Source organism: Amycolatopsis suaedae (assembly GCF_004214935.1).
Classification (GTDB): Bacteria; Actinomycetota; Actinomycetes; order Mycobacteriales; family Pseudonocardiaceae; genus Amycolatopsis; species Amycolatopsis suaedae.
Genome location: NZ_SFCC01000015.1, coordinates 202,517 through 228,438, shown reverse-complemented (window position 1 = coordinate 228,438; position 25,922 = coordinate 202,517). Strand labels below are relative to the sequence as shown.

Here is a 25,922-nt window from a genome sequence, read left to right as displayed (position 1 = left end):
GAACAACAATCCCAGGTCAGAGGGCATCTGCGTGTCTACGACACGATCAATTCGTCATCATCGTCGGTGGATCCAGGAAGAAGGGTAGTAAAGCTCCCTTGCTGCCTTACGGCTGTGGCTGGTGGGGCTGCCGTGGCCTGCGATGCCAGCGGGGCACCTGGGATCGCGTGAAGGCCGAGTTCCTGCCGCCAGACGTAATGAAGGTGGCCTTCACCTACCTGACGCGAACCCGTCAGGCGGGCACACCTGCCACACCGGCACCAGCCAGCACACCCACCCCACCAGCCACCACGAACGAGACAACACCCCCGCAGCTCGCCGCCAGCAACGGCACCATACTTGCGCGACACGCAACCACAGCGCCCCTGCCGACGGCCCCAGGCCGTCGCCGCCCACGACATTGCCGGGACCCTGACGTCTCACGTAGTGAAGGTGGCCTTCACGTGCTTTTACCCAGGCCGGCGTCTCACGACCTGGAACCAGCGTGCCGAACAGTGGGACCAGGCGGGCGGGAACGTACGACTCGCGCGTCAGAACGTACGACTCGCGCGGGAGGCGGGGCGTCAGCCGGCGCGGCGGATGCGGCGGCCGGGCGGGGCGGACTCCAGCCAGGACAGGAAGCCGGTGAGAGCGCCGGGGCCCATGGCGATCTCCACCGGGTCCCCGCGCTCGGTCTCGCAGCGCAGCACCGTCGAGCCCGCCGGGACGGCGTAGGACTCCGACCCCTGCGGATCGCGGCGGTCGACGATCTCCAGGCCATCGCGGTGATAGATCCGGTCCGGGGCCAGCCGCAGGCTCCACACCCGGTACCAGGCGAACTCCGGTCCCTCGTAGCGGCCGATGCCCAGGTGCCAGCCCTCACGCTCGTTGTCGGGCCGCCAGCGCAGCGCGACGCTCACGCCGCCGCCACGACGCATCCGCATCCAGCGCAGGCCGTACCAGACGGCCAGCACCACGAACGCGACCAGGACCCCGATGGCAACGACGACGATGTCCACGCGGGCTCCCGGTCCGGTCGATCAGGCCGACTGACCAGCGGCCCGTAGCCGTGCGCTCGCCCGGGCGCGCTCTGCCTCGTCCTCCGCCTGGAGCCCCGCGCGGGCGGCCGCGACGTCGATCTCCTCGGCGAGTTCGGCCGTCTCGGCCAGAATGCTGACGCCGGTGCCGGTGACCGAGAGGAACCCGCCGTGCACCGCGGCGGTGAAGGTCTCGCCGTCGGTGGTGTTCACCTTGACGACACCGCCCTCGACCAGCTGACCGAGTACAGGCTCGTGACCAGGCAGGATACCGATCTCACCCTCGGTGGTCTGCGCGACGACGAACGTCGCCGTGCCCGACCAGAGACGACGCTCGACGGCGACCAGCTCGACGGACATCTCAGCCACGTGGGCCTCCTTCTGCTCGGGCGCTTCCCAAAGTGTAACCGTTCAATTGACCGGTACCGAGACGGCGGGGCCAGCGTCCAAAGAGGACCCTGGCCCCGCAGTCCGCAGGTATCACTTCTTGGTGATTTCCTTGTACTTCTTCTCCAGGTCCTCGAGGCCACCGATACCCAGGAACGCCTGCTCCGGGTAGTGGTCGAACTCGCCCTGGGTGATCTTGTCGAACGCCTCGACCGTCTCCTCCAGCGGCACCGTGGAGCCGGGGATCTGGGTGAAGGTCTCGGCGACCAGCATGTTCTGCGACAGGTACCGCTCGATCCGGCGGGCCCGCTGCACCGTCAGCCGGTCCTCTTCGGACAATTCGTCCATACCGAGGATGGCGATGATGTCCTGCAGTTCCTTGTACTTCTGCAGGATGGCGATGACCGCGGACGCCACCTGGTAGTGCTTCTCGCCGACGATCGCCGGGTCGAGAATCGTCGAGGTGGAGGCCAGCGGGTCCACCGCCGGGAAGATGCCCTTCTGGAACACCGACCGGGAAAGCTCGGTGGTGGCGTCCAGGTGGGCGAACGTGGTGGCGGGGGCCGGGTCGGTGTAGTCGTCCGCCGGCACGTAGATCGCCTGCATCGAGGTGATCGAACGGCCCTTGGTCGAGGTGATCCGCTCCTGCAGCTCACCCATCTCGTCGGCCAGCGTCGGCTGGTAACCCACCGCCGAAGGCATGCGGCCCAGCAGGGTCGACACCTCGGAACCGGCCTGGGTGAACCGGAAGATGTTGTCGATGAACAGCAGCACGTCCTGGTTCTGGACGTCGCGGAAGTACTCCGCCATGGTCAGCGCCGACAGGGCGACCCGCATACGAGTACCCGGCGGCTCGTCCATCTGGCCGAACACGAGCGCGGTGTCGTTGATGACGCCGTCCTCGCTCATCTCCAGGAAGAGGTCCGTGCCCTCACGGGTGCGCTCACCGACGCCGGCGAACACCGAGGTACCACCGAAGTTCCGGGCCACACGGGTGATCATCTCCTTGATCAGCACCGTCTTGCCCACACCGGCACCGCCGAACAGGCCGATCTTGCCACCCTGCACGTACGGGGTGAGCAGGTCGATGACCTTCAGGCCGGTCTCCAGGATCTGGGTGCGACCCTCGAGCTGGTCGAACGCAGGCGGCTTGCGGTGGATCGACCACCGCTCCAGGTCGGCGCCGTAGCCGGGCTCGTCCAGGCACTCGCCGAGCGCGTTGTAGACGTGCCCCTTGACCTTGTCGCCCACCGGCACCGAGATCGGGCCACCGGTGTCGGTGACCTCGGCGCCGCGGACCAGGCCGTCCTCCGGCTGCAGGGAGATGGTGCGGACCAGGTTGTCGCCCAGGTGGTGAGCGACCTCCAGGGTCACCGTCTTGCGCAGCTGCTCGAACTCGATGTCGACCTTGAGCGCGTTGAACTGGTCGGGCACGGCCCCGCGCGGGAACTCGACGTCGACGACCGGGCCGGTCACCGAGACGATGCGCCCCTTGGCGGCTTCAGTACTCGTCATCTTCAGTCTTCCGTTCCTGCGGCAGCGAGCGCGTTGGCGCCACCGACGATTTCACTGATCTCCTGCGTGATCTGGGCCTGCCGGGCCTGGTTGGCCAACCTGCTGTAGGTGTCCACCAGTTCCTTGGCGTTGTCCGAGGCCGCCTTCATGGCCGTCCGCTGCGCGGCCAGCTGGGAGGCCGCCGACTCCAGCAACGCCGCGAAGATCCGCGTGTTGATGTACTTCGGCAGCAGCGCGGACAGCAGCTTGTCCGCGCTCGGCTCGAACTCGTAACTCGGCGGCAGTGTGGTCGGCTCCTCCTCGGAGTACTCGACCTCCAGCGGTGCGACACGCTTGGCCACCGGCGTCTGCGTGAGCATCGACTTGAACTCGGTGTAGACGATGTGCAGCTCGTCCACGCCGAGCACACCGTCCGCACCGGGCTTGTCGCCGTCGTCGTCGGCGCCCGCGAGGAACGCCTCGACGACCGTCTCACCGATCTCCGCCGCGTTCGCGTAGCCGGGCACCTGGGAGAACCCGGTCCAGCTCGCCGCGATGTCCCGGCCCCGGAAGGTGTAGTAGTCCACGCCCTTCCTGCCGACGACGTAGACCACCGGGGTCTTGCCCTGCTCGCGCAGCAGCGCCAGCAGTTCCTCGGTGGCCCGCAGCACGTTGGTGTTGTAGCCGCCGGACAGACCCTTGTCGCTGGTCACCACCAGCACACCGGCCCGCTTGGGGTTCGCCCGCTCGGTCAGCAGCGGGTCGTTGAGGTTCGACGCCGCCCCGGCCAGCGCGGAGAGCACGTTGGTGATCTCCTCGGCGTACGGCCGGGAAGCCTGCACCCTGGCCTGCGCCTTGCTGATGCGCGAGGTGGCGATGAGCTCCATGGCCTTGGTGATCTTGCCGATCGACTTCGTCGACCGGACCTTCTGCCGGAGTTCTCGCAGCTGCATGTGGCTACCCGGTTACTTCTTGGGGGCGGGCTTGGCGACCTTGACAGTCTCCTGCCCGACCTCGTCGGCGTCCATGGCCTCGGCGCCGGCCTCCTGCAGGGTCTTGCCCTCGGAGGTGGTGAAGCCCTTCTTGAACTCGGCGGTGGCGGCGACGACCTTGTCGGCCAGCTCGTCGCTCCACTTCCCGTTCTCCCGGATGTCGGCGAGGATCTCGTCGTGCTTGTGCCGGATCGACTCCAGCAGCTCCGAGTTGAACCGTGCGACGTCCTCGATCGGCACGTCGTCGAAGTGACCACGGGTGCCCAGGAACACCGTGACCACCTGCTGCTCGACCGGGATCGGCGAGTTCTGCGGCTGCTTGAGCAGCTCGTACAGGCGGGCGCCGCGGTCCAGCTGCGCCTTCGACGCGGCGTCGAGGTCCGAGGCGAAGGCGGCGAAGGCCTTCAGCTCCTCGTACTGCGACAGGTCGATTCGCAGCGAGCCGGAGACCGTCTTCATGGCCTTGATCTGCGCGTCACCACCGACTCGGGACACCGAGGTGGTCACGTCGACCGCCGGTCGCTGACCCGAGTTGAACAGGTCCGACTGGAAGAAGCACTGGCCGTCGGTGATCGAGATGACGTTGGTGGGGATGTAGGCCGAGATGTCGTTGGCCTTGGTCTCGATGACCGGCAGACCGGTCAGCGAGCCACCACCCAGCTCGTCGGACAGCTTCGCGCACCGCTCCAGCAGCCGCGAGTGCAAGTAGAAGACGTCGCCGGGGAACGCCTCGCGGCCCGGCGGGCGGCGCAGCAGCAGCGACAGCGCGCGGTAGGCCTCGGCCTGCTTGGTCAGGTCGTCGAAGACGATCAGGACGTGCTTGCCCTGGTACATCCAGTGCTGACCGAGCGCGGAACCGGTGTAGGGGGCGACCCACTTGAAGCCCGCGGAGTCGGAGGCCGGGGCGGCGACGATGGTGGTGTACTCCATCGCGCCAGCGTCCTCGAGCGTCTTCTTCACGCCGGCGATGGTCGAACCCTTCTGGCCGATCGCGACGTAGATGCAGCGAACCTGCTGCTTCGGGTCGCCGGACTCCCAGGCGCGCTTCTGGTTGATGATCGTGTCGACGCAGACCGTGGTCTTACCGGTCTTGCGGTCACCGATGATCAGCTGACGCTGGCCACGGCCGATCGGCGTCTGGGCGTCGATCGAGGTGATGCCGGTCTGCAGCGGCTCGGACACCGGCTGCCGCTGCACCACGGACGCGGCCTGCAGCTCCAGTGCGCGGGACTCGTCGGCCTCGATCTCGCCGAGGCCGTCCAGCGGCTGGCCGAGCGGGTTGATCACGCGGCCGAGGAAGTTGTCGCCCACCGGGGCCGACAGCACGCGGCCGGTGCGCTTGACCTCCTGGCCTTCCTGGATGGTCTCGTAGTTACCCAGGATGACCACACCGATCTGGCGCGGTTCGAGGTTCCGGGCCACACCCAGGACGCCGCCGGGGAACTCCAGCAGCTCGTTGGCCATGGTCGAGGGCAGCCCCTCGACGTGGGCGACGCCGTCACCGGTGTCGATGACAGTGCCGACCTCTTCCCGGCTCACTTCCGGGGCGTAACTGGAGACGTAGTTCTCGATCGCACTGCGGATCTCGTCCGAGGAGATCGTCAGCTCCGCCATGTCGTTCCCGCTCTCGCTTCTCTTCTTGCCAGTGGTTGAGTCTTGTGTGGATCAGGCCAGCTGCCGGCGCAACGCGGCCAAGCGGCCGGACGCGCTGCCGTCGATGACCTCGTCGCCGACCTTGATGATCAGGCCGCCACCGAGTGCCGCGTCGATCTCCACGTGCAACGCGATGGGCCGCCCGTAGATCTGCCGCAGCTTGTCGGACAGTTGCTGCCGCTGCTCGTCGGACAGCGGGCTGGCGCTGGTCACCTGCGCCACCGAGCGCTCACGACGCTGCGCGGCCAGCGCGACCAGCCCGTCCAGCGCCTTGCCGATGCCACGGCCACGCAGCCGCTGCACGACCTGCTCGACCAGGATCTGCACCACCGGGTCGACCTTGCTGGCGAACAGCGTGCGCACCAGGGTGCGCTTGGCCTCCGCGGGGGCGGCCTGGTCGGACAGCGCCCGGTCCAGCTCCCTGCTCCCGACCACGATGCGGGCCAGGCGGAACAGCTGGCGCTCGACCTCGTCGATCTTGCCCGCGCGTTCGGCACTGCTCAGCAGCGCCGACCGGCCGAGCGACTCGAGGCCGTCGACCAGCTCACGCGGGCTGGACCAGCGGTTGCCGACCACGGCGTCGAGCACCCGCAGCGACGGTTCACTCACCTTGCCGTCCAGCAGCCCACGCAGCATCCGCGTGCGGGCCTGCGGGTCGGAGGTGCCGTCCGCGAGGGCACGGCGCAGGCCGACCTCGGAGTCGAGCAGCGTGACCACGGCGAGCAGCTCCTCGCCGACGGCTGACGGGTCGGTGCCCGCCTCGCCGACGACCTCGCCGAGACGGGTCTCGGCGAGGCCTAGAGCCTCCCGGCTCGCAGCATGCAGCGTCATGTACCTGTCTACTTCCTGGCTCCGGCCACACCATTGGCATCGAGCTCGGCGAGGAACCGGTCGACGGTCCCGCGACGGCGGGCCTCGTCCTCCAGCGACTCACCGATGATCCGACTGGCCAGCTCGACCGAGTTGCGGCCGAGCTCGGCCCGCAGCTCCGCGACGATCTGGGCCTTCTGCGCCTGCAGCTGGGCCTCGCCCTGCGCCACGATGCGGCGCTGCTCGGCGACGGCCTCCTCACGCAGCTCGGCCTTGATCTGCTCGGCCTCGAGCCGGGCGTCATCCCGGATCTTGGCGGCCTCGGCACGGGCTTCGGCCAGCTGCGCCTTGTACTGCTCCAGCGCCGCCTCGGCCTCGGCCTGAGCCTTCTCGGCCTTCTCGATCCCACCCTCGATCTTCTCGGTGCGCTCCTTGTAGAGCGCCTCGAAGCGCGGCACCGCGTACTTACGCAGCAGCCAGAACAGGATGAGGAAGGCGATCAGGCCGAGAATGATCTCCGACGGGTGCGGGATGATCGGGTTCGGCCCTTCGGCCGCCAGCACCAGTTGAGTGTTCAGCACAGCGTCTCCCTACGCGACGAGAGGCGAATATCAGGCCCCGGCCAGGAAGTACATGACGATGCCGATGAGGGCGAGCACCTCGACGATGGCGAAGGTCTGCCAGGCGAGGCCGAGCAGCTTGCCCGACGACTCCGGCTGGCGCGCGGTGCCGTTGATGACCGCCGAGAAGATCAGACCCACGCCGATACCCGGGCCGATCGCACCCAGGCCGTAACCGATGGCGGCGAGACCGGGGTTGATGTCGACGGCTGCCTCAGCGGCCTGCGCGAGAACCATGTTGCTCACTTGCTGTTTCCCTTTCACTCGGTCCGCGATTGGCGCGGATCGGGGGCTTTCTCTCTTAGTGGTCGGCGGACAGCGCCATGCCGATGTAGTTGGCTGCCAGCAGCGCGAAGATGTACGCCTGCAGAACCTGGATCAGTGCCTCCAGGAACGAAACCGCCAGCGCCATGGCGAAGCCGAACACCGACAGCGGCTTGAACGCGCCGCCGGCCTCGATAAGCAGGTACTCACCGCCCAGGGTGAACACCATCAGCAGCAGGTGCCCGGAGAACATCGCGGCGAAAACACGCAGTGCGAGCGTCGCCGGATTCATGAAGAACTTCACGAAGATCTCGATGGGCACCAGCAGCGGGAGCACGAAGCCCGGCGCGCCCGGGGGCACCACCTGGTTCTTCACGAACCCCGCGAAACCGAAGCGCTTGACGCCGACCACCCAGTACAGCGGGTAGACGATCAGCACCGAGAGCGCGAGCGGGAAGCCGATGTGCGACATCGTCGGGAACTGGATGAACGGGATGAACCCGAACAGGTTATTCACCAGCACGAAGGTGAACAGGGCCAGGATCAGCGGAACATAAGGCCGGAAATCCTTGGAGCCGATCTGGTCCCTGGCGATGTTGTTGCGCCCGAAGTCGTAGACCGACTCCATGACGAACTGGAACTTGCTGGGAACGATGCTCAGCCGCCGCGACGCGATCAGGAAGAACGAAGCGACGATGATCGTCGACAGGAATGCCAACAGCATCGGCTTGGTGAGGAATGTGCCCTCACCGAAGATGGGGCCGAGGTCGAAGTCCTTCGCGCCCGGGGGGACAAACTCGCCACCCTCGGCCAGTACCAGCGCGCCCACTGGGCTCCTTCCGGTTCTCCCGGCCGGCGTTCACTCCGCCGGGGGAATCGTCACGATCTGGACGTAACGTACCCGATACGTTTCGGGCACCCGGAGGCGGCTCCGCTGTGCGCAGGGGGACCCGGGGACGGCCGCACCGCCTCCTTTGACGCGGACCTTATCAGCCACGAAACAGACGCCGTACGGGCGTACTCCTAAGGGCGGGTAAAGGGGCCTTCTCAGCTGGTGGGGATGATCGTCGGGATCTTGGTCTTGCGGAACGCGACGATCTCTCCGGCGGCCGTGAGCAGGATCGTGGCGAGCATCGTGATCCCCAGCGAGTAGGTGTGGAAGACGTCCACACCACGCAGGGCGGCCATCACCCCGAAGAGGACAAGGATCTTGAGGGCGTAACCACCGAGTGCGACAACCATGACGAAATGGACAGGCATGTCGGCGGACCTGCGCATCATGAAGATGGTGGCCAGCGCGGACGCCAGCGCGACCACGCCACCGACGAGCGCACCCAGCAGCCCGGGGGTCCCGACCCAGATCGTGGCGACGACGGCGGCCACGACGACGGTGGCCGGCCCGACGATCAGCGTGTACCGCTGCATGGCCGCGGCCAGCTTCAACACCGACTCGGCGTGCGGGTTCTCGTGCTTGTCCGTCATGGCGCTCCCTGGTGGTTCCTTGACCTGAGTCTAGGCACCAGCGAGACCATGACCGCGAGCAGCAGCCCCACGCCGGTGATCCAGAGCACAACGGCGACGTCGAACAGCGTCACGGCGACCGCGCCGAACGCGAGCAGTCCGGCCCACAGGTAGATGAGCAGGACGGCCCGGCGGTGCGAGTGCCCGATCTCCAGCAGGCGGTGGTGCAGGTGCATCTTGTCGGCGGCGAACGGGCTCTCCCCGCGCCGGGTGCGGCGGATGACTGCCATCAGCAGGTCCAGCACCGGCAGGAACAGCACGGCCGCCACGACGAGCAGCGGCGAGAGCATGCCGACCACGTCGGTGGCGCGCCAGGCGTTGTACGGGATGCGGCCGGAGGCCGAGATGCTGGCGGAGGCGAGCATGAGCCCGATCAGCATCGAGCCGGAGTCGCCCATGAATATCTTCGCGGGCTGGAAATTGTGCGGCAGGAACCCGAGACAGCCGCCCGCGAGCGTCGCCGCGATGAGCGCGGGCGGGTAGGCGCCGACGTAACCGCCTGCCGTCCACAGCACGCCGAGGGAGAACACACAGGTGGCCGTCGCCGCGATGAAGCCGAGCCCGCCGGCGAGCCCGTCCAGGCCGTCGACGAAGTTCATCGCGTTGATCATCACGACGACCAGCAGCACGGTGAGGATGGCGCCCTGGTTTCGGTCGAGCACCATCAGCGAGCCGATCGACTCGCCGTTGCCGCCCCACGGAACCCAGAACGTCGTCCACTGCACGCCGTAGAGCACCAGGATGCCAGCGCACATGACCTGGCCGGCGAGCTTGGTCCAGGCGTCCAGCTCGAACCGGTCGTCCAGCGCGCCGATCAACACGATCACGCCACCCGCGACCAGCACGCCGACCGGATCGAACGAGTACTCGAAGGCACGGCGCAGCACCGGAAGCTGGTGGGCCAGGCCCATTCCGGCGACGACGCCGAGGTAGATGCCGATTCCACCTGCCCGCGGAATCGGGATGACGTGAACATCCCGCGCGCGCGGCGTGGCGACGGCGCCGGCCCGGATCGCTCCCCGGCGGATCAGGCCGGTCAGCAGGAACGTCAGGGTGGCCGAGATCAGGCCGACGAGGAGGTACTCGCGGATCGGCAGAACGTTGTCCATGGCCTTACGCCTTCGCGGGGTGGGTCACCCGGAAACGTTAGCGCCCGATCAGGATGGCTGACTCAGTGGGACGCCTAGGAGCGTGCTGAACGATCCCGCCCGTCGCGAGCGGTGAGCAGCAGGGTGGGGTCGTTCAGCGCGTTCCTAGAACTTCGGCTACCTCGTCGGCGCTCACGGCGCCTTCACGCAGCAGGGCGGGCTCGTCGCCGGTGAGGTCCACGATCGTGGACGGCACCGGGTCGCCGGTGGGCCCGCCGTCGAGGTACACCGACACGGAGTCGCCGAGCTGGTCGACCGCCTCCTGGGCGGTGGCGGCCGGTGGCCTGCCCGAGACGTTCGCGCTGGACACCGCCATCGGGCCGACCTCACGCAACAGTTCCAGCGCGACCGGGTGCAGCGGCATCCGCAGCATGACCGTGCCGCGGGTGGTGCCGAGGTCCCACTGCAGGCTGGGTGCGTGCGGCAGCACCAGCGAGAGGTCGCCGGGCCAGAACGCCTCCATCAGTGCCCGCGCCTGCGGGGGCACGCCGAGAACCAGGCCGTCCACTGTGGACCAGGACCCGACGAGGACGCCGACCGGCATGTCCGGCCCGCGGTTCTTGGCGTGCAGCAGCGACCGGACGGCGCCGGAGTCGAAGGCGTCCGCGCCGATGCCGTACACCGTGTCGGTCGGCAGCACCACGAGCCTGCTCGACCGGACCGCGCCCGCGGCGGCGGCCAGCCCGTCGGCCCTGGCGTCGGGGTCACTGCAGTCGTACACCGCGCTCATGCCCGGGAGCCTATCCCCGGCCGCCTTCCGAGGCTCGTGAAGGCCACCTTCACCACGTCTTACGTCAGGGTCCCCGGCAAAGTCCGGGTGCTGTGTGCCCCCAATGTGGCATTGGGGGAGTTCAAGTTCCCCAATGCCACATTGGGGAACTTTGCTGGGTCTCTTTCGTGGTGACGGCTGCGTCTGCTGGGCCGGATGTGACTGCTGAGGCCGCGACGCCGGGGCGGGAGTTCGTGAAGGCCACCTTCATCACATGAGACGACACAAACTCGGCCTTCACACCGGACAACGGGCTACCCGCCCACGTTTCCGTGGCAAGCATGCCGTGAAGGGGGCACTCACGGCATCAGACGCCGTGAAGGCCCCCTTCACGGCATCGAGGTCACCACACCAGCCCCACCAGTCACACCCTTTGCCGGGGCCCTGACGTGAGACGTAATGAAGGTGGCCTTCACGTGCCGCCGGGTCAGCCGCGCAGGGCGGTCACGAAACGGGGGCGCCCGGTCAGGTCGGGGTGGTCCTGCACGTCGGTGAGCACCCGCCTGGCCCGCACCAGCTCGGGCACCGCCGTGCCGTGCGTGTCGTCGTGCTCGATGGCCAGCCCGCCGCCGCGCCGCAGCAGCCGGGCGGCCGCGTCGATCGCGTACCGGATGACGGCCAGGCCGCCCTCGGGCGCGAACACGGCGTGCGCCGGGTCGTGGTCGGAGACCTCCGGCGGGACCGGGGTGCCCTCCGGAACGTAGGGCGGGTTGCACAGGACCAGGTCGACCAGGCCGTCCAGCTCGGCGAACATCGAGCCGTCGGCGATGTCGCCGGAGTAGAGGCGGATGGCGGTGTCGCCCGCCGCGATCCGCGCCTCGGCGTTGTGCCGGGCCCAGGCCAGCGCGTTCGAGTCGATGTCGACCGCGTACACGACGGCGTCCGGCCGGGCGTGCGCGACGGCCAGCGCCAGGACGCCCGAGCCGGTGCACAGGTCGACCACGACGGGGAACTTCCTGCCGTCGATCAGCTTCAGGCCCCACTCCAGCAGCAGCTCCGTCTCCGGGCGCGGCACGAAGACCCCGGCGCCGACGTCGACGGTGATGTCACCCATCGCCGCCCAGCCGATGAGGTGCTGCAACGGCACGCGCTTGGCCCGCTGGGTGACGAACTGGCCGATGGCGTCGATCACCGTCGGGTCGACCAGCGGGACCAGCGGTAGCCGCCCCCGCTCCACGCCGAGTACGTGGGCGGCGATCAGCTCGGCGTCGGTCCTTGGCGAAGCCACGCCGGCTCGCTCGAGAATCCGGGTGGCCTCCAGGATCGCCAGGCGCAGCGGTTGACGGTTCACACCCTCAAGATTGGCACACCCGGAGCGGGAACCCGGCGAGCGCACCGCGGGTCCGGCGCAGCGTGTCGACCGGTGCCCGAATGGTCAACTCGCGGGGCGGGAACGGTGGACTCGCGGTCAGCCCGCGTGCTCGGCCAGGCGCTCGGCGCGGTCGGCGGCGACCAGGGCGTCCAGCACGCCGTCGAGCTCGCCGTCGAGCACCTGGTCCAGGTTGTACGCCTTGTAGTTCACCCGGTGGTCGGAAATCCGGTTCTCCGGGAAGTTGTAGGTCCGCACCCGCTCGGAGCGGTCGACCGTGCGCACCTGGGAACGCCGGGCGTCGGCCGCCTTGCTGGCCGCCTCCTCCTCGGCGATCGCCTGCAGCCGGGCCTGCAGCACCTGCAGGGCCCGCGCGCGGTTCTGGATCTGCGACTTCTCGTTCTGGCAGGACACCACGATGCCGGTCGGCACGTGGGTGATCCGCACGGCGGAGTCGGTGGTGTTCACGCTCTGCCCGCCGGGACCGGACGAGCGGAACACGTCGATGCGCAGGTCGTTCGGGTCGATCTCGATCTCGACCTCTTCCGGCTCCGGGTAGATCAGCACCCCGGCCGCCGACGTGTGGATACGGCCCTGCGACTCGGTGGCGGGCACGCGCTGCACCCGGTGCACGCCGCCCTCGAACTTCAGCCGCGACCAGACGCCGTCCGCCTCGGCCTTCCTGCTCTTGATCGACACGGTGGCGTCCTTGTACCCGCCCAGGTCCGAGTCGACCTGGTCCAGCACCTCGACCTGCCACCCGTGCCGCTCGGCGTAGCGCAGGTACATCCGCAGCAGGTCGCCCGCGAACAACGCGGACTCCTCGCCGCCCTCCCCCGACTTGATCTCCATGACCACGTCGGACCCGTCGTAGGGGTCACGGGGCAGCAGCAGCTCGGTGAGCCGCTGCTCCAGCTCGGGGACGCGCTCGGCCAGCTCCGCCGCCTCGGCCTCGAACGCGGGGTCCTCGCCGGCCAGCTCACGGGCGGCCTCCAGGTCGGAGCGGGCCGCCTCCAGCTCGCCGATGGCGCGGACGACCGGGGTCAGCTCGGCATAGCGGCGCCCCAGCTTGCGGGCCTGTGCCTGGTCGGCGTGCACGGCAGGGTCGGCGAGCCGGCGCTCCAGATCGGCGTGCTCGTCGAGCAGACCGCGCAGTGAACTCGAATCCATGACCTCTCCCGTGTGCGGACGAAAAAACGGCGCCTACCCGGCAGTCGCGGGTAGGCGCCGTCAAGGAAGCTACTTGGCGCGCTTGCCGTAACGCTTCTCGAACCTGGCCACCCGGCCACCGGTGTCGAGGATCTTCTGCTTGCCCGTGTAGAACGGGTGGCAGTTGGAGCAGATCTCGACGTGGATCTCGCCGGAGCTCTTGGTGCTGCGGGTGGTGAAGGTGTTGCCGCAGCCACAGGTCACGTTGGTGACCTGGTACTCGGGGTGAATGCCGCTCTTCATGGGGTCCTCTCTAGGTGGCGCCGGGTCCCCGTCAATGGATCAGCCGAGGTGAACCGGTGCCGGACGTCAGCGGATGATTCTGCCAGACGTGCTGGCAGAGGACTCAACGCACCCCGGCCCATGCCTATTCCGTCCGGATGTACGCGATTTGTACGGGCGTACGGGACCGTGTTCGTCATCACTTTTCCGGCTCGGATGGAGGTAGGTCAAACCATGCACATCAAGGCAGGGCGGCTCCTTACCCTGGCGGCGGCCGTCGCGCTCGCGGCGACCACCCTGGTCACGGCACCCGCCGCGGCGAGCACCGAGGGCATCACGGCGGCCGACATCGACCCGTCGGCAGGCGTGTTCACCACCGTCCCGGACAGCGAACTGGAAGCGCTCGGGGCAGGCGACGGCACGCCGGCCGGTGCCGTCCAGTGGTTCCGCAACCGGATGGGCAGTACTGCCTATCAGGGGCTGTGCGAGAAAGCGGTGGAGAACGCCTACGGCGTCACCGGCGTCTGGGCGTCGGCCAACGCCCACTGGTTCGGCGCGAGCCCGAAGCACACCAACGGCAGCAGGCCACCCAAGGGCGCGTTCGTCTACTGGAACATCAGCAAGTGGGGCCACGTCGGGATCGCCGACGGCAACGGCGGCATTTACGCCACCAGCATCGGCGGCAAGATCGGCCACGCCTCCAGCGTGAACTACTTCCGCAACTACCGCGGTTGGACCCCGGCCGCCGTCCCCCGCCGGTGATATCTGCCCCCCAAAGACATGAAGGCCACCTTCATACCGTCTCGCGGTAGGAAGGTGGCCTTCATGCGCTTCGGGCGCTAGTCCTCGTCGGGACCGAGCGCCGTCTTCGAGACCTGCATCAGGAACTCGATGTTCGTCTTCGTCTTCCGCAGGCGGGACAGCAGCAGGTCGATGGCCTGCTGGGAGTCCAGCGCGTGCAGCACCCGGTGCAGCTTCAGCGTCACCGCGAGCTCGTCCGGCGAGAGCAGCAGCTCCTCCTTGCGGGTGCCGGACGGGTTGATGTCGACGGCCGGGAACACCCTGCGCTCGGCGATCTTGCGGTCCAGCTTGAGCTCGGCGTTGCCGGTGCCCTTGAACTCCTCGAAGATCACCGTGTCACCGGTGGACCCGGTCTCCACCATCGCCGTGGCGAAGATGGTCAGCGAGCCGCCGTTCTCGATGTTGCGTGCCGCGCCGAGGAACCGCTTCGGCGGGAACAGCGCGGTCGAGTCGACACCACCGGACAGGATGCGGCCCGACGCCGGCGCGGCCAGGTTGTAGGCCCGGCCGAGACGCGTGATCGAGTCCAGCAGCACCACGACGTCCAGGCCCATCTCCACCAGGCGCTTCGCGCGCTCGATGGACAGCTCGGCCACCGAGGTGTGGTCCGACGGCGGACGGTCGAAGGTCGAGGCGATGACCTCACCCTTCACCGACCGCTGCATGTCGGTGACCTCTTCCGGACGCTCGTCGACGAGGACGACCATCAGGTGGCACTCGGGGTTGTTCGTGGTGATCGCGTTGGCGATGTCCTGCATGATCGTCGTCTTGCCCGCCTTGGGCGGGGACACGATCAGCGCACGCTGCCCCTTGCCGACCGGCATCACCAGGTCGATGACGCGGGTGGTCAGCTTGTGCGACTCGGTCTCCAGCCGGAGCCGCTCGTTCGGGTACAGCGGGGTCAGCTTGGTGAAGTCGGGACGGCTCTTGGCCGCCTCCGGCTCCTGGCCGTTGATCGAGTCGACGCGCACCAGCGGGTTGAACTTCTGCCGCTGCTGCTCGCCCTCCCGCGGCTGCCGCACCACACCGGTGATCGCGTCGCCCCTGCGCAGGCCGTACTTGCGGACCAGCGACAGCGAGACGTACACGTCGTTCGGCCCGGCCAGGTAACCCGACGTGCGGACGAACGCGTAGTTGTCCAGCACGTCGAGGATGCCGGCTACCGGGAGCAGGACGTCGTCCTCACGCACCTCGGTGTCCGGGTTGCCCTCGCCACGACCGCCACGACGCCTGCGGTCGCGGAACCGGCGGCCACGACGGCCACCGCCGTCCTCGCCGTCGTCGTCCTGCTGCTGGCGACCGCCCTGCTTGCCCTGGTTCTGCTGGCCACCCTGGCCACGCTGCTGGTCGCCCTGGCCGCCCTGGCCGCGCTGCTGACCACGCTGCTGCTGGTCACCCTGCTGCTGACCGTCGGGAGCACCGGCGGCACGGTTGGAGCCGCGGCGACGCCGCCCGCCCTCCCGGCGGCCGCCCTCGTCGCCGCTCTGGCCCTGGTCGTCCTGGTTGCCGTGCGGCTGGTTGCCGTTGACCGACTGGGTCTCCTCGGCGGGCTTGCGCTCCTGCTGCTCGGCCTTCTCCGGCGCGGGCGCCTCGTCGGTCTTCGGGGCCTTGGCGGCCTTCGGCTCCTCGGCGGGCTTGTCCTGCTTCGCCGCGGGGACGTCCGCCTTGGGAGCCTTGTCCGACTTGTCGGCAATGCCCTCCAATGGCAGCGTCTCGCTCGCGGCGGGGCGGCGCTTGGACTTGCCCTGACGCTCGCGGATCGCGGCGATCAGATCCCCCTTGCGCATGCCGGTGGTGTCGCTGATGCCCAGCTCGACGGCCAATTCCCGCAGGTCAGCGATGACCATGCCGGAAAGGCCACCGGGCCGGCGCTTGGGTGCGGCGGCACCGTTCTCGGCGGTCTCAGGACTCGCCGGCTTGGTATCCGTGCCGTCGCTCAGAAGATCGGTGTTGCTCACACATGTCCTTCCTGACCGATCCACGCCTCCACGGTGGATCAGCGGACTGCCGCCCGCGTCCGAATTGCGAGACGGCTAGCTACTCCCGATGCCGGTGGACACCAGCCGAGACGTGCGACTCACCGCGGCGGAGCCGCCAGCACGGGAAAGTACGTGCATCAGTGATGCACGCGGAATCGATCTCCGCGCCTACCGGGAACCCCTCTGCACCAGCCCCGAGACTGGATGGAATATGCGATCCGGGAGAACCCCGGGACCGATACCGGGTGCGGACTGCGCACGGTGATCGAACGCCCCCGAGGGTAGACCGCCCTGTTGGCAGGTGCAACAACCACCCCCGTTTAGGGCCCGGCGTGTTACGCGCTTGCGACCTGCACACCGGCGGTGTCCACCGCCAGCTCGGTGACGTCAAAACCCTCAACGTCCATACCGGCGGGAAGTATTCCGTCTGTGGTGAGCGCGAGCACCGTCGGGCCTGCGCCGGACACCGCGGCGGCGACGCCTTGACTACGCAGCGCAGTCACCAGCCGGGTGCTCGCCGGGTACGCCGGGGCCCGGTACTCCTGGTGCAGCCGGTCCTCGGTGGCGGCCAGCAGCAGGTCGGGGCGCTGGGTCAGCGCCAGCACGGCCAGCGCCGCGCGGCCGGCGTTGTGTGCCGCGTCGGCATGCGGGACGGTCTCCGGCAGCAGCCCCCTGGTCGCCTCCGTGGACGACCGCATCGTGGGAACCGCCACAACGGGACGGATCGCCGGATGCGGGTCGAGCCGCTGCGCGGCGAACCGCCCACCGTCGGCCCAGGCGATGACGAACCCGCCGAACAGGCTGGCCGCGGCGTTGTCGGCGTGCCCCTCGAACCCGGCTGCCAGCCGCAACGCCTCGCCGTCCAGCTCCCGCCCGGCCAGCGCGTACGCGGCGGCGACACCGGACACGACGGCGGCCGCCGACGAGCCGAGCCCCCTGGCGTGCGGAATCGCGTTGTGACAGCGCAGGTGCAGGCCCGGGACGTCCAGGCCCAGGTGCTCGGCCGCACGGCGCAGGGCCCGCACGACCAGGTGCCGCTCGTCGGTGGGAACGTCGTCCATCGGGCCTGCGCCGGCGTCGATCACCTCGACCTTCAGGCCCGAGCCGGTAACCAGGACCTCGACCTCGTCGTACAGCCCGAGCGCCAGCCCGAGCGTGTCGAACCCGGGCCCGAGGTTCGCCGTCGACGCCGGTACCCGGACCCTCACACCAGCTCCAGCGCGGCGGCGACGGCACCCGGGTCGACGGCCAGCGGCTCGACCTCGACCGTGCCCTCCAGCGCCGTGGCCGGGTCCTTCAGCCCGTGCCCGGTGACCGTGCAGACGACCGTCGAACCACGCGGGATCCGCCCGTCGGCCGCGGTGGCCAGCAGCCCGGCCACGCTGGTGGCCGACGCGGGCTCGACGAACACGCCCTCCCTGGCCGCGAGCAGCCGGTACGCGTCGAGGATCCGCTCGTCGGTGACGGCCTCGAACAGCCCGTCCGAGGCGTCCTTGGCCTTCACCGCACCGGTCCAGGACGCCGGGCTGCCCACCCGGATCGCCGTGGCGATCGTCTCCGGCGTGGCCACCGGCTCGCCGTGCACCAGCGGCGCGGCACCGGCGGCCTGGAAGCCGAACATCCGCGGCGTGCCGTTGGTCACACCGTCCTGCGCGTACTCCGTGTACCCGGCCCAGTAGGCGGTGATGTTGCCCGCGTTGCCGACCGGCAGGCAGTGGATGTCAGGTGCCTTGCCCAGCTCGTCGCAGATCTCCCAGGCCGCCGACCGCTGGCCGAGCAGGCGGATCGGGTTGACCGAGTTGACCAGCGTGACCGGGTAGTCGATCGCGGTCTTGCGGGCCAGTTCGAGGCAGTCGTCGAAGTTGCCGTCGACCTGCAGGATCCGCGCGCCGTGTGCGACGGCCTGGGCCATCTTGCCGAGCGCGATCTTGCCCTGCGGCACCAGGACGGCGCAGGTCAGGCCGGCCTTGGCGGCGTAGGCGGACGCCGACGCGGACGTGTTGCCGGTCGACGCGCAGATCACCGCCTTCAGCCCGCTGGCCAGCGCGTGCGTGATGGCCACGGTCATACCGCGGTCCTTGAACGAGCCGGTCGGGTTGCTGCCCTCGACCTTCAGGTAGACCGTGCAGCCGGTCAGCTCGGACAGGTGCTCCGCGTGCAGCAGCGGCGTGGCCCCCTCGCCGAGGGTGACGACCTTCGCGCCCTCGGGAACCTGAATCCGGTTCGGGTAGGCCGCGATGATGCCGGTCATCGTCAGTAGTCCTCTCCTTCGACGCGCATGACGGAGACGACCTCGCGCACCACGTCCATCTTGGCGATTTCGTCCACTGTGGACCCCAGGGCGGCGTCCGGCGCCGAGTGGGTGACGATGACCAGGCTGGCCGTCGACAGCCGGTCCCGCTGCCGCACGGCGGCGATGCTGACGTCGTGTGCCGCGAACACCTGCGCCACCTGGGCCAGCACACCCGGGCGGTCGGCCACGTCCAGGCTGACGTGGTACCGGGTCGGGGTCTGTCCCATCGGCCGCACCGGCAGTGCCGCGTGCGCCGACTCCCTCGGGCCACGGCCGCCGCCGACCCGGTTGCGAGCCACGGCGACCAGGTCGCCGAGCACCGCGCTGGCCGTCGGCGCGCCGCCCGCGCCCTGGCCGTAGAACATCAGCTCACCGGCGGCGTCGGCCTCGACGTAGACGGCGTTGAACGCGCCGCCGACGCCGGCCAGCTGGTGGGCGCGCGGGATCATCACCGGGTGCACCCTGGCCGAGACCGACTCGGTGCCGTCCTCCGCGGTCACCCGCTCGCAGATGGCCAGCAGCTTCACCGTGCGGCCGAGCAGCCGCGCGGCGGCGATGTCGGACGCGGTCACGCCACCGATGCCCTCCCGGTGCACGTCGGCGGCGGTCACCCTGGTGTGGAACGCGAGCGAGGCGAGGATCGCGGCCTTGGACGCCGCGTCGTAGCCGTCGACGTCGGCCGTCGGGTCGGCCTCGGCGTAGCCCAGCCGGGTCGCCTCGTCGAGCGCCTCCGCGTAACCGGCGCCCGTCGAGTCCATTGCGGACAGAATGAAGTTGGTGGTGCCGTTGACGATTCCCATCACGCGGGTGATCCGGTCACCGGCCAGCGACTCCCGCAGTGGGCGCAGCAGCGGGATGGCACCGGCGACCGCGGCCTCGAAGTAGAGGTCCGCGCCGGAGGCGTCAGCAGCCTGGGACAGCTCGGCCGAGTGCTCGGCCAGCAGCGCCTTGTTGGCCGTCACCACCGACTTGCCGGACTTCAGCGCGGTGAGCAGCCAGTCCCTGGTCGGCTCGATGCCGCCGATCAGCTCCACCACCACGTCGACGTCCGGCGACGACACCAGCGCCGCGGCGTCGGCGGTGAGCAGCTCGGCCGGCAGCTCAGGGTGCTTGTCCGGCCGTCGCACGGCGATGCCGACCAGCTCGACCGGGGCACCGGCCCGCGCGGCCAGCTCACCGGCCTGCTCGGTGAGTATCCGGGCGACCTCGCCGCCGACCGTCCCGCAGCCGAGCAGTGCGACCTTCACCGGCGAGCTCACGACACCTCCAGGCCCAGCATGTCTTCGGTCGTCTCCCGGCGCAGCAGCAACCGCGAGTTGCCGTTGCGCACCGCGACCACCGCGGGGCGCGGCAGCCGGTTGTAGTTGTTGGCCATCGAGTAGCAGTAGGCACCGGTGGCGGCGACGGCCACCAGGTCGCCGGCGACGAGTGTGTCGGGCAGCCAGCAGTCACGGACGACGATGTCACCGGATTCACAGTGTTTTCCCACTACCCGGGAACGAACGGCGGTCACCTCGGCCGGCTGGCCGTCGTCGCTGGCGCGGGAGACCAGCCGCACGTCGTAGGCCGCGTCGTAGAGCGCGGTGCGGATGTTGTCGCTCATCCCGCCGTCGACGCTGACGTAGCGGCGCTGCTGGTTGTCCCCCAGCGTCACGTCCTTGATCGTGCCGACCTCGTAGAGGGTGACCGTGCCCGGACCGGCGATCGCGCGGCCCGGCTCACCGGCGATCTTGGGCACCGGCAGCCCGGCGAACGAGCACTCCCTGCGCACCATCTCGCGGATCTGGGTGACCATCTGCGCGGGCGGCGGCGGGTTGTCCCGCTCGGTGTAGGCGATACCGAACCCGCCACCGAGGTCCACAATGGACAGCTGCTCGACCAGCTCCGGCCCGTGTTCCTTGCCCAGCTCGGCGATCAGGCCGATCACGCGCCGGGCGGCGACCTCGAAGCCGTCCGGGTCGAAGATCTGCGAACCGATGTGGCTGTGCAGGCCGATCAGCTTCAGCGACGACGCGTTGAGCACGCGGCGAACGGCCTCGGCCGCGTCGCCGGCCGCCAGCGAGAAGCCGAACTTCTGGTCCTCGTGCGCGGTGGCGATGAACTCGTGGGTGTGTGCCTCGACGCCGACCGTCACCCGGACCAGTACCGCCTGCACCACGTCCCGTGCGGCCGCGACCTCGGCCAGCCTGGCGATCTCGTGGTAGGAGTCGACGACGACGGTGCCGACCCGTGCGTCGACGGCGGCCTCCAGCTCGGCGATCGACTTGTTGTTGCCGTGGAACGTGATCCGCTCGGCGGGGAAGCCGGCGCGCTGCGCGATGGCCAGCTCACCGCCGCTGCAGACGTCCAGGCTGAGGCCCTGTGCGGCGATCCAGCGCGCGACCTCGGTGCACAGGAAAGCCTTGGACGCGTAGTGCACCAGCGACGGGTCGTCGAACGCCTCGGCGTACTCGGCGCAGCGCGACTTGAAGTCGGCCTCGTCGATCACGAACAGCGGCGTGCCGTACTGCTCGGCCAGCTCCCGCACGTCCACCCCGGCGATCCGCACGACGCCGTCCGGCGCGCGGAAGCTGTTGCGGGGCCAGACTTTCGGGTACAGCCGGTCCAGTTCGGCCGATGTGGACGGCGGGTAGCCGGCCGTGTCGACGTGCGGGTAGTGCTCGGCGTGCCGGGGCCCGGCGGGGTGTGCGCACATGCGGTCACATCCGTTCCGGCGCCGAGACGCCGAGCAGGCCGAGGCCGTTGGCGAACACCTGCTGTGCGGCCTTGCACAGCTCAAGCCTGGCGAAGGTCAGCGGGGTGGCGTCCTCGTCGCCCTGCGGCAGGACGCGGGCCGCGTCGTAGAACTTGTGGTACGCGCTGGCCAGGCTCTCCAGGTAACGCGCGACCCGGTGCGGCTCCCGCAGCTCGGCGGCCTTGCGCAGCACGGTCGGGTACTCGCCGATCGTGCGGATCAGGTCGCCCTCGCGCGGGTGGGTGAGCAGGCTCAGGTCGGCGTCCGTGTCGGCGGACAGGCCGAGTTCGGCCGCGTTGCGCTGGAGCGAGGCCAGCCGGGCGTGGGCGTACTGCACGTAGTAGACCGGGTTCTCGTTGGAGTGCTTGCGCAGCAGGTCCAGGTCGATGTCGATGGTGGAGTCCACCGAGTACCGGTTGAGTTCGTAGCGGGCCGCGTCCACGCCGACGGCGTCGACCAGGTCCTCCATGGTGATGACCGTGCCGGCGCGCTTGCTCATCCGCACCGGCTTGCCGTCGCTGACCAGGTTCACCATCTGTCCGATGAGGATCTCGACGACGGCCGGGTCCTCGCCGAGCGCGACCGCGGTGGCCTTGAGCCTGCCGATGTAGCCGTGGTGGTCGGCGCCGAGCATGTAGATGCACAGGTCGAACCCGCGCTCGCGCTTGTTCATCAGGTAGGCGATGTCGCCGGCGATGTAGGCCGGGTCACCGTCGGACTTGATGACCACGCGGTCCTTGTCGTCACCCTGGTCGGTGGTGCGCATCCACCAGGCGCCGTCGGACTCGTAGAGGTTGCCCTGCTCCTTGAGCCGCTCCACCGCGTGCCTGACGGCGCCGGAGGCGTGCAGCGAGTCCTCGTGGAAGAAGACGTCGAAGTCGGTGCCGAAGGCGTGCAGGCTGGACTTGATCTCGTCGAACATCAGCTGGACACCGATGCGCCGGAACGTCTCGGCGCGCTCGTCGTCCGGCATGGACAGCGCGCTGGGCTCCTGGCGGATGACCTCGGCGGCGATGTCGGTGATGTAGCCGCCCGCGTAGCCGTCCTCCGGGGCGGGCTCGCCCTTGGCGGCGGCGATCAGCGAGTTGACGAACCGGTCGATCTGGGCGCCGGCGTCGTTGAAGTAGTACTCCCTGGTCACCTCGGCGCCCTGGGCGGAGAGCACCCGGCCGAGCGCGTCGCCGACCGCGGCCCAGCGGGTCGCGCCCAGGTGCAGCGGGCCGGTGGGGTTGGCCGAGACGAACTCCAGGTTGATCTTCGTACCGGCGAGCGCGTCGCCCGTGCCGTAGGCGGCTCCGGCCTCCAGGGCCTGCCTGACCTGGGCACCCTGGGCGTCGGCGGCCAGCCGCAGGTTGAGGAACCCGGGGCCGGCGACCTCGGCGGCCGCGACCTCGTCGGCGTCGCTCAGTGCCTTGGCCAGCGCCTCGGCCAGCTCGCGGGGCTTGAGACCTACTCGCTTCGCTACCTGCATGGCGACGTTCGTGGCATAGTCGCCGTGCTCGGGGTTGCGGGGTCGCTCGATCGTCACCGTCTCGGGCAGCACAGAATGGTCCAGTCCACGTTCGGACAGGACCGCGACGGCGGAGGAACGGACCAGGTCGGCGAGGGCAGCAGGTGTCACCTGCGGAATTCTAGGTCGAGCAGGGTCGGCGACCGCCGTCCGGGGGCGGTTGTTGACGACGAGCAGACACACTGACCCTACACTGGCTGGAGAACTCCGCGTAGGGAGCGGCTCACTACCGTGGGCGACTAGAGACGAGGTCGGTACAGCGCGATGGCAAGCGGGACCAAGAAGAAGCCGAAGAACGCCATGAAGTCGGCACGCAAGTCCTCCGTCGTGGCCAAGAAGGGCACGCCGTGGGGAACGATCATCGCGGTCGTCGCCATCCTGGCGCTCGCCGGCGGTGTGTTCGGCTGGTACTACGTGCAGTCGGCCGACAAGCGGGAGCAGGCCAACCGTGAGGAGGCCGCGGCCGCCTGGGCACCGTCGCAGCAGAACCCGGACCCGTCGCTGAAGATCGCGGGCATCGTCACCCAGCAGTACTCCGGCAGTGTGCACGTCACGGCCACCGAGCGGGTGCGCTACGACAAGACTCCGCCGTTCGGCGGTCCGCACGACGGCGCGTGGGCGGCCTGCAACGGCGTCGTCTACCCGAACCCGGTGCGTACCGAGAACCTCGTCCACTCGCTGGAGCACGGCGCGGTCTGGATCACCTACAACGCCGACAAGGTGTCCGGTGACGCGCTGAACAAGCTGCGGGTGCGGGTGCAGAACAAGCCGTACATGGTGATGTCGCCGTGGCCGGGTCTGGACTCCCCGATCTCGCTGCAGGCCTGGGGCCACCAGCTGCGTGTCGACAGCGTCGACGACGAGCGGATCGACCAGTTCATCGCCGCGCTGCGGCTGAACCGCAACACCTACCCCGAGGTGGGCGCCACCTGTGACGTCGGCCCCGGCCAGTTCGACGTCGACAACCCGCCGCCGTTCGACCCGGCGCCGTACGGCCCGGACGCCAAGCCGATGGACTACAAGGGCTCGGCCGGCGCCACGCCGCCCGAGGCGGGCATGACTCAGCCCGGCGCTCCGGGCGGTGCCCCGGTGCCGCCGGGTGGCCCGCAGCCGAACCCGGCACCGCCTGCCGGTGGCTGACCAGGAACCGGTCCGCGTCTCGGCGGAGGACGACAACGTCGACGTTCTGGTGGTCGGCAGGCAGCCGGTGTGGCCGCGGGTGCTGATCATCGGTGCCACGCTGCTCACCGTGCTGCTGGTCGGTGCCACGATCGGCATGCTGGTCACCGAGTCGATGTCCTCGGACGAACCCGCGGCGAGTACGCCCGGCGCGGGTTCGGTGGAGGTCGGGTTCTCGCAGGACATGTCCGTCCACCACCTGCAGGCCGTCACGATGGCCAACTGGGCGCGCGACCACTCGACGGACCCGTCGGTGCGCCAGCTCGCGTTCGACATCGCCAGCACCCAGCTGGAGCAGGTGGGGCGGATGAAGGGCTGGCTGATGCTGTGGAACCAGCCCGAGCAGGGTGTCGGCGAGTACATGACGTGGATGAAGTCGCCGACCGGCCACGCGCACCAGCCCGCGACGGGCGCGCCAGCCGGTGACGCCCCGATGCCCGGCATGGCGACCACCCAGGAACTGCAGAGGATGCGGTCGCTGTCGGGCAAGGAGCTGGACGTCTACTTCCTGCAGCTCATGCTGCGGCACCACCAGGGCGGCACGGAGATGGCGCAGTACGCGCACGACAACTTCGGCCTGGACGCGATGAAGGCGCTGACGCAGAGCATCCTGGTCTCGCAGGCGGCCGAGGCCAACCTGATGACCCAGATGCTCGCCGAGCGTGGCGCGAAGCCCCTGCCCGCGCCCTGAGTTTCCGCAGCCGGGAGGCGTCAAGGCACGTGAAGGCCACCTTCATCACGTGAGACGTAATGAAGGTGGCCTTCACGTGCTTCGGTGCCAGCCGGAGGCCGGTCACCAGGAGAGTTCGGAACAGCGCTTGGCCGACTCGTGGGCTTCCAGCTGCAGGGTGGCGTGCTCGATGCCGTGGTCGCCCGCCAGCAGGTTCCGCGCCCGCTCCAGCAGGTCCTCCTGGCTCGTGCCGGGCTCCATCGTGAGATGCGCCGAGGCGACCTCCATGCCCGAGGTCAGGGTCCAGACGTGCAGGTCGTGCACGTCGGCGACGCCGGGCAACGCGGCCAGCTCGTCGCTGATCCGGCGGACGTCCACGCCGTGCGGGGCATGCTGGAACAGGATCCGCAGCGCCCGCCGGCCCAGCGTGTACGTCCGCGGCAGGACGAACAGGCCGATCGCCACACCGATGATCGGGTCGGCGTAACGCCAGCCGGTGAGCAGCGTGATCGCGCCGCTGATCAGCACGCCGACCGAGCCGATGAGGTCGGCCAGCACCTCCAGGTACGCCCCGCGCACGTTGAGGCTCTCCTTGGCGCCGGACCGCAGCAGCGCGAACGACACCAGGTTGGCGGCGAGACCGCCCGCGGCGACCAGCAGCACCGGCAGGCCGGGCACCTCGGGCGGGTCGGTGATCCGCCCGATCGCCTCGTACACCACGTACCCCGCTACGCCGAACAGCAGCACGGCGTTGGCCAGCGCGGCCAGCACCTCGGCCCGGTACATGCCGAACGTCCGGGTGAACGTCGGCCCGCTGCGCCGCGCCAGCAGGATGGCGGTGAGGGCGATGCCAAGGCCCAGCACGTCGGTGACCATGTGCGCGGCGTCGGAGATCAGGGCCAGCGACGACGTGGCGAAGCCGACCACCAGCTCGGCCACCATGAACACCAGGCCGATCAGGAACGCGACGGCCAGCCTGCCGACATGTCGACCCGACGCGCTGTCCGCGGCCGCCAGGTGCCCGTGGCCGTGACCGTGGCCCATCCGCATGCCTCCCATGCTCGCTCCGTCGAGACCCTCCTGCAATATAGTGACATGCGCATGAATGCAAAATAGGTGAGGCTAACCAATCTCAGGATGCGGCACACCTCCTTGCAGTCGCGTCAGAGGCGTGCGCTAGGCTTAGCGAAGTCGCAAGACGGGCCCTTGTAGCTCAGGGGATAGAGCACTGCCCTCCGGAGGCAGGTGTCGCAGGTTCGAATCCTGCCAAGGGCGCCCACTGAGTGCGGGAGAAACCGCGCTTGACCAGGGCATACCTGACAACGTGGCCTCTCCCGCACTC

Annotated in this window: 25 protein-coding genes and 1 tRNA gene; 4 read left to right on the top strand and 22 right to left on the bottom strand. The window is 69.4% G+C overall.

Going from position 1 to position 25,922, the window contains the following annotated elements; genetic code table 11:
• Positions 1-563 precede the first annotated feature (563 nt).
• The 15 genes from EWH70_RS27790 to rpmE form a co-directional block, all read right to left on the bottom strand.
• A complete protein-coding gene (locus EWH70_RS27790; protein WP_130478470.1) occupies positions 564-998 on the bottom strand; it encodes a DUF2550 domain-containing protein in 435 nt (144 codons plus the stop codon).
• Positions 999-1,019: 21 nt separating this feature from the next.
• Positions 1,020-1,385, bottom strand: a complete 366-nt coding sequence (locus EWH70_RS27785) for a F0F1 ATP synthase subunit epsilon (protein ID WP_130478469.1) — start codon at positions 1,383-1,385, stop codon at positions 1,020-1,022.
• 111 nt (positions 1,386-1,496) lie between these two features.
• Positions 1,497-2,918, bottom strand: a complete 1,422-nt coding sequence (atpD, locus tag EWH70_RS27780; protein WP_130478468.1) for a F0F1 ATP synthase subunit beta — start codon at positions 2,916-2,918, stop codon at positions 1,497-1,499.
• Positions 2,919-2,920: 2 nt separating this feature from the next.
• Positions 2,921-3,850 carry a F0F1 ATP synthase subunit gamma gene (locus EWH70_RS27775; RefSeq protein WP_130478467.1) on the bottom strand — a complete coding sequence of 310 codons (930 nt, stop codon included), beginning with the start codon at positions 3,848-3,850 and terminating at the stop codon, positions 2,921-2,923.
• Positions 3,851-3,862: 12 nt separating this feature from the next.
• Complete coding sequence (gene atpA / locus EWH70_RS27770) at positions 3,863-5,503, bottom strand: F0F1 ATP synthase subunit alpha (RefSeq protein ID WP_130478466.1); 1,641 nt, start codon at positions 5,501-5,503, stop codon at positions 3,863-3,865.
• Between the two features lie 51 nt (positions 5,504-5,554).
• Positions 5,555-6,373, bottom strand: coding sequence for a F0F1 ATP synthase subunit delta (locus tag EWH70_RS27765; RefSeq protein ID WP_130478465.1), 819 nt, complete (start codon positions 6,371-6,373; stop codon positions 5,555-5,557).
• Positions 6,374-6,381: 8 nt separating this feature from the next.
• Positions 6,382-6,933, bottom strand: a complete 552-nt coding sequence (locus EWH70_RS27760; protein ID WP_130478464.1) for a F0F1 ATP synthase subunit B — start codon at positions 6,931-6,933, stop codon at positions 6,382-6,384.
• A gap of 30 nt (positions 6,934-6,963) precedes the next feature.
• The gene (locus EWH70_RS27755) at positions 6,964-7,218 is read right to left on the bottom strand and encodes an ATP synthase subunit c family protein (protein WP_130478463.1); all 255 of its coding nucleotides are present in this window, start codon (positions 7,216-7,218) and stop codon (positions 6,964-6,966) included.
• Positions 7,219-7,273: 55 nt separating this feature from the next.
• Positions 7,274-8,065, bottom strand: a complete 792-nt coding sequence (atpB, locus tag EWH70_RS27750; protein WP_205669285.1) for a F0F1 ATP synthase subunit A — start codon at positions 8,063-8,065, stop codon at positions 7,274-7,276.
• A 218-nt stretch (positions 8,066-8,283) separates the two neighbouring features.
• Positions 8,284-8,718 carry a Cg1360 family ATP-synthase-associated protein gene (locus tag EWH70_RS27745; RefSeq protein ID WP_130478462.1) on the bottom strand — a complete coding sequence of 145 codons (435 nt, stop codon included), beginning with the start codon at positions 8,716-8,718 and terminating at the stop codon, positions 8,284-8,286.
• Positions 8,715-9,866: a glycosyltransferase family 4 protein gene (locus EWH70_RS27740; protein ID WP_130478461.1), complete on the bottom strand. Its 1,152-nt coding sequence runs from the start codon at positions 9,864-9,866 to the stop codon at positions 8,715-8,717. The genes EWH70_RS27745 and EWH70_RS27740 overlap by 4 nt, the downstream gene beginning before the upstream one ends.
• Positions 9,867-9,999: 133 nt before the next feature.
• Complete coding sequence (locus EWH70_RS27735; RefSeq protein ID WP_130478460.1) at positions 10,000-10,635, bottom strand: L-threonylcarbamoyladenylate synthase; 636 nt, start codon at positions 10,633-10,635, stop codon at positions 10,000-10,002.
• Between the two features lie 466 nt (positions 10,636-11,101).
• Positions 11,102-11,965, bottom strand: coding sequence for a peptide chain release factor N(5)-glutamine methyltransferase (gene prmC / locus EWH70_RS27730; RefSeq protein ID WP_130478459.1), 864 nt, complete (start codon positions 11,963-11,965; stop codon positions 11,102-11,104).
• A gap of 117 nt (positions 11,966-12,082) precedes the next feature.
• Positions 12,083-13,153, bottom strand: coding sequence for a peptide chain release factor 1 (gene prfA / locus EWH70_RS27725; RefSeq protein WP_130478458.1), 1,071 nt, complete (start codon positions 13,151-13,153; stop codon positions 12,083-12,085).
• Positions 13,154-13,222: 69 nt separating this feature from the next.
• Positions 13,223-13,435, bottom strand: coding sequence for a 50S ribosomal protein L31 (gene rpmE, locus EWH70_RS27720; RefSeq protein WP_130478457.1), 213 nt, complete (start codon positions 13,433-13,435; stop codon positions 13,223-13,225).
• A gap of 213 nt (positions 13,436-13,648) precedes the next feature.
• On the opposite strand from rpmE, the gene EWH70_RS27715 reads away from it, so the two are divergent.
• Positions 13,649-14,176 carry a CHAP domain-containing protein gene (locus tag EWH70_RS27715; protein WP_130478456.1) on the top strand — a complete coding sequence of 176 codons (528 nt, stop codon included), beginning with the start codon at positions 13,649-13,651 and terminating at the stop codon, positions 14,174-14,176.
• A gap of 77 nt (positions 14,177-14,253) precedes the next feature.
• Here the strand turns inward: EWH70_RS27715 and rho are convergent, their stop codons facing one another.
• From rho to argS, 6 genes are all read right to left on the bottom strand, one after another.
• Positions 14,254-16,173: a transcription termination factor Rho gene (rho, locus tag EWH70_RS27710; protein ID WP_130478455.1), complete on the bottom strand. Its 1,920-nt coding sequence runs from the start codon at positions 16,171-16,173 to the stop codon at positions 14,254-14,256.
• A gap of 356 nt (positions 16,174-16,529) precedes the next feature.
• Positions 16,530-17,402, bottom strand: a complete 873-nt coding sequence (gene thrB / locus EWH70_RS27705; protein ID WP_240687262.1) for a homoserine kinase — start codon at positions 17,400-17,402, stop codon at positions 16,530-16,532.
• A complete protein-coding gene (gene thrC / locus EWH70_RS27700) occupies positions 17,399-18,445 on the bottom strand; it encodes a threonine synthase (RefSeq protein ID WP_130478453.1) in 1,047 nt (348 codons plus the stop codon). Before thrC ends, thrB begins: the two co-directional genes overlap by 4 nt.
• Before the next feature lie 2 nt (positions 18,446-18,447).
• Positions 18,448-19,746, bottom strand: coding sequence for a homoserine dehydrogenase (locus tag EWH70_RS27695; protein WP_130478452.1), 1,299 nt, complete (start codon positions 19,744-19,746; stop codon positions 18,448-18,450).
• Positions 19,743-21,182, bottom strand: a complete 1,440-nt coding sequence (gene lysA, locus EWH70_RS27690; RefSeq protein ID WP_130478451.1) for a diaminopimelate decarboxylase — start codon at positions 21,180-21,182, stop codon at positions 19,743-19,745. The genes EWH70_RS27695 and lysA overlap by 4 nt, the downstream gene beginning before the upstream one ends.
• Before the next feature lie 4 nt (positions 21,183-21,186).
• Positions 21,187-22,842 carry an arginine--tRNA ligase gene (gene argS / locus EWH70_RS27685; RefSeq protein ID WP_130478450.1) on the bottom strand — a complete coding sequence of 552 codons (1,656 nt, stop codon included), beginning with the start codon at positions 22,840-22,842 and terminating at the stop codon, positions 21,187-21,189.
• Between the two features lie 153 nt (positions 22,843-22,995).
• Between argS and EWH70_RS27680 the strand changes: the two genes are divergently transcribed.
• Complete coding sequence (locus tag EWH70_RS27680) at positions 22,996-23,871, top strand: DUF3105 domain-containing protein (protein ID WP_130478449.1); 876 nt, start codon at positions 22,996-22,998, stop codon at positions 23,869-23,871.
• Between the two features lie 46 nt (positions 23,872-23,917).
• The gene (locus EWH70_RS27675) at positions 23,918-24,601 is read left to right on the top strand and encodes a DUF305 domain-containing protein (protein WP_240687267.1); all 684 of its coding nucleotides are present in this window, start codon (positions 23,918-23,920) and stop codon (positions 24,599-24,601) included.
• Between the two features lie 102 nt (positions 24,602-24,703).
• Here EWH70_RS27675 and EWH70_RS27670 read toward each other — a convergent pair whose 3' ends face one another.
• A complete protein-coding gene (locus tag EWH70_RS27670) occupies positions 24,704-25,624 on the bottom strand; it encodes a cation diffusion facilitator family transporter (RefSeq protein WP_130478492.1) in 921 nt (306 codons plus the stop codon).
• Between the two features lie 158 nt (positions 25,625-25,782).
• On the opposite strand from EWH70_RS27670, the gene EWH70_RS27665 reads away from it, so the two are divergent.
• Positions 25,783-25,855, top strand: a tRNA-Arg gene (locus tag EWH70_RS27665).
• Positions 25,856-25,922: the final 67 nt, after the last annotated feature.

Excerpts from the sequence above, each read along its gene's own strand:
- atpD (WP_130478468.1), bottom strand. The coding sequence starts at position 2,918 with ATGACGAGTACTGAAGCCGCCAAGGGGCGCATCGTCTCGGTGACCGGC.
- EWH70_RS27775 (WP_130478467.1), bottom strand. The coding sequence starts at position 3,850 with ATGCAGCTGCGAGAACTCCGGCAGAAGGTCCGGTCGACGAAGTCGATC.
- atpA (WP_130478466.1), bottom strand. The coding sequence starts at position 5,503 with ATGGCGGAGCTGACGATCTCCTCGGACGAGATCCGCAGTGCGATCGAG.
- EWH70_RS27765 (WP_130478465.1), bottom strand. The coding sequence starts at position 6,373 with ATGACGCTGCATGCTGCGAGCCGGGAGGCTCTAGGCCTCGCCGAGACC.
- EWH70_RS27745 (WP_130478462.1), bottom strand. The coding sequence starts at position 8,718 with ATGACGGACAAGCACGAGAACCCGCACGCCGAGTCGGTGTTGAAGCTG.
- EWH70_RS27740 (WP_130478461.1), bottom strand. The coding sequence starts at position 9,866 with ATGGACAACGTTCTGCCGATCCGCGAGTACCTCCTCGTCGGCCTGATC.
- EWH70_RS27735 (WP_130478460.1), bottom strand. The coding sequence starts at position 10,635 with ATGAGCGCGGTGTACGACTGCAGTGACCCCGACGCCAGGGCCGACGGG.
- prfA (WP_130478458.1), bottom strand. The coding sequence starts at position 13,153 with ATGGATTCGAGTTCACTGCGCGGTCTGCTCGACGAGCACGCCGATCTG.
- rpmE (WP_130478457.1), bottom strand. The coding sequence starts at position 13,435 with ATGAAGAGCGGCATTCACCCCGAGTACCAGGTCACCAACGTGACCTGT.
- EWH70_RS27715 (WP_130478456.1), top strand. The coding sequence starts at position 13,649 with ATGCACATCAAGGCAGGGCGGCTCCTTACCCTGGCGGCGGCCGTCGCG.
- thrC (WP_130478453.1), bottom strand. The coding sequence starts at position 18,445 with ATGACCGGCATCATCGCGGCCTACCCGAACCGGATTCAGGTTCCCGAG.
- lysA (WP_130478451.1), bottom strand. The coding sequence starts at position 21,182 with ATGTGCGCACACCCCGCCGGGCCCCGGCACGCCGAGCACTACCCGCAC.
- EWH70_RS27680 (WP_130478449.1), top strand. The coding sequence starts at position 22,996 with ATGGCAAGCGGGACCAAGAAGAAGCCGAAGAACGCCATGAAGTCGGCA.
- EWH70_RS27670 (WP_130478492.1), bottom strand. The coding sequence starts at position 25,624 with ATGGGCCACGGTCACGGCCACGGGCACCTGGCGGCCGCGGACAGCGCG.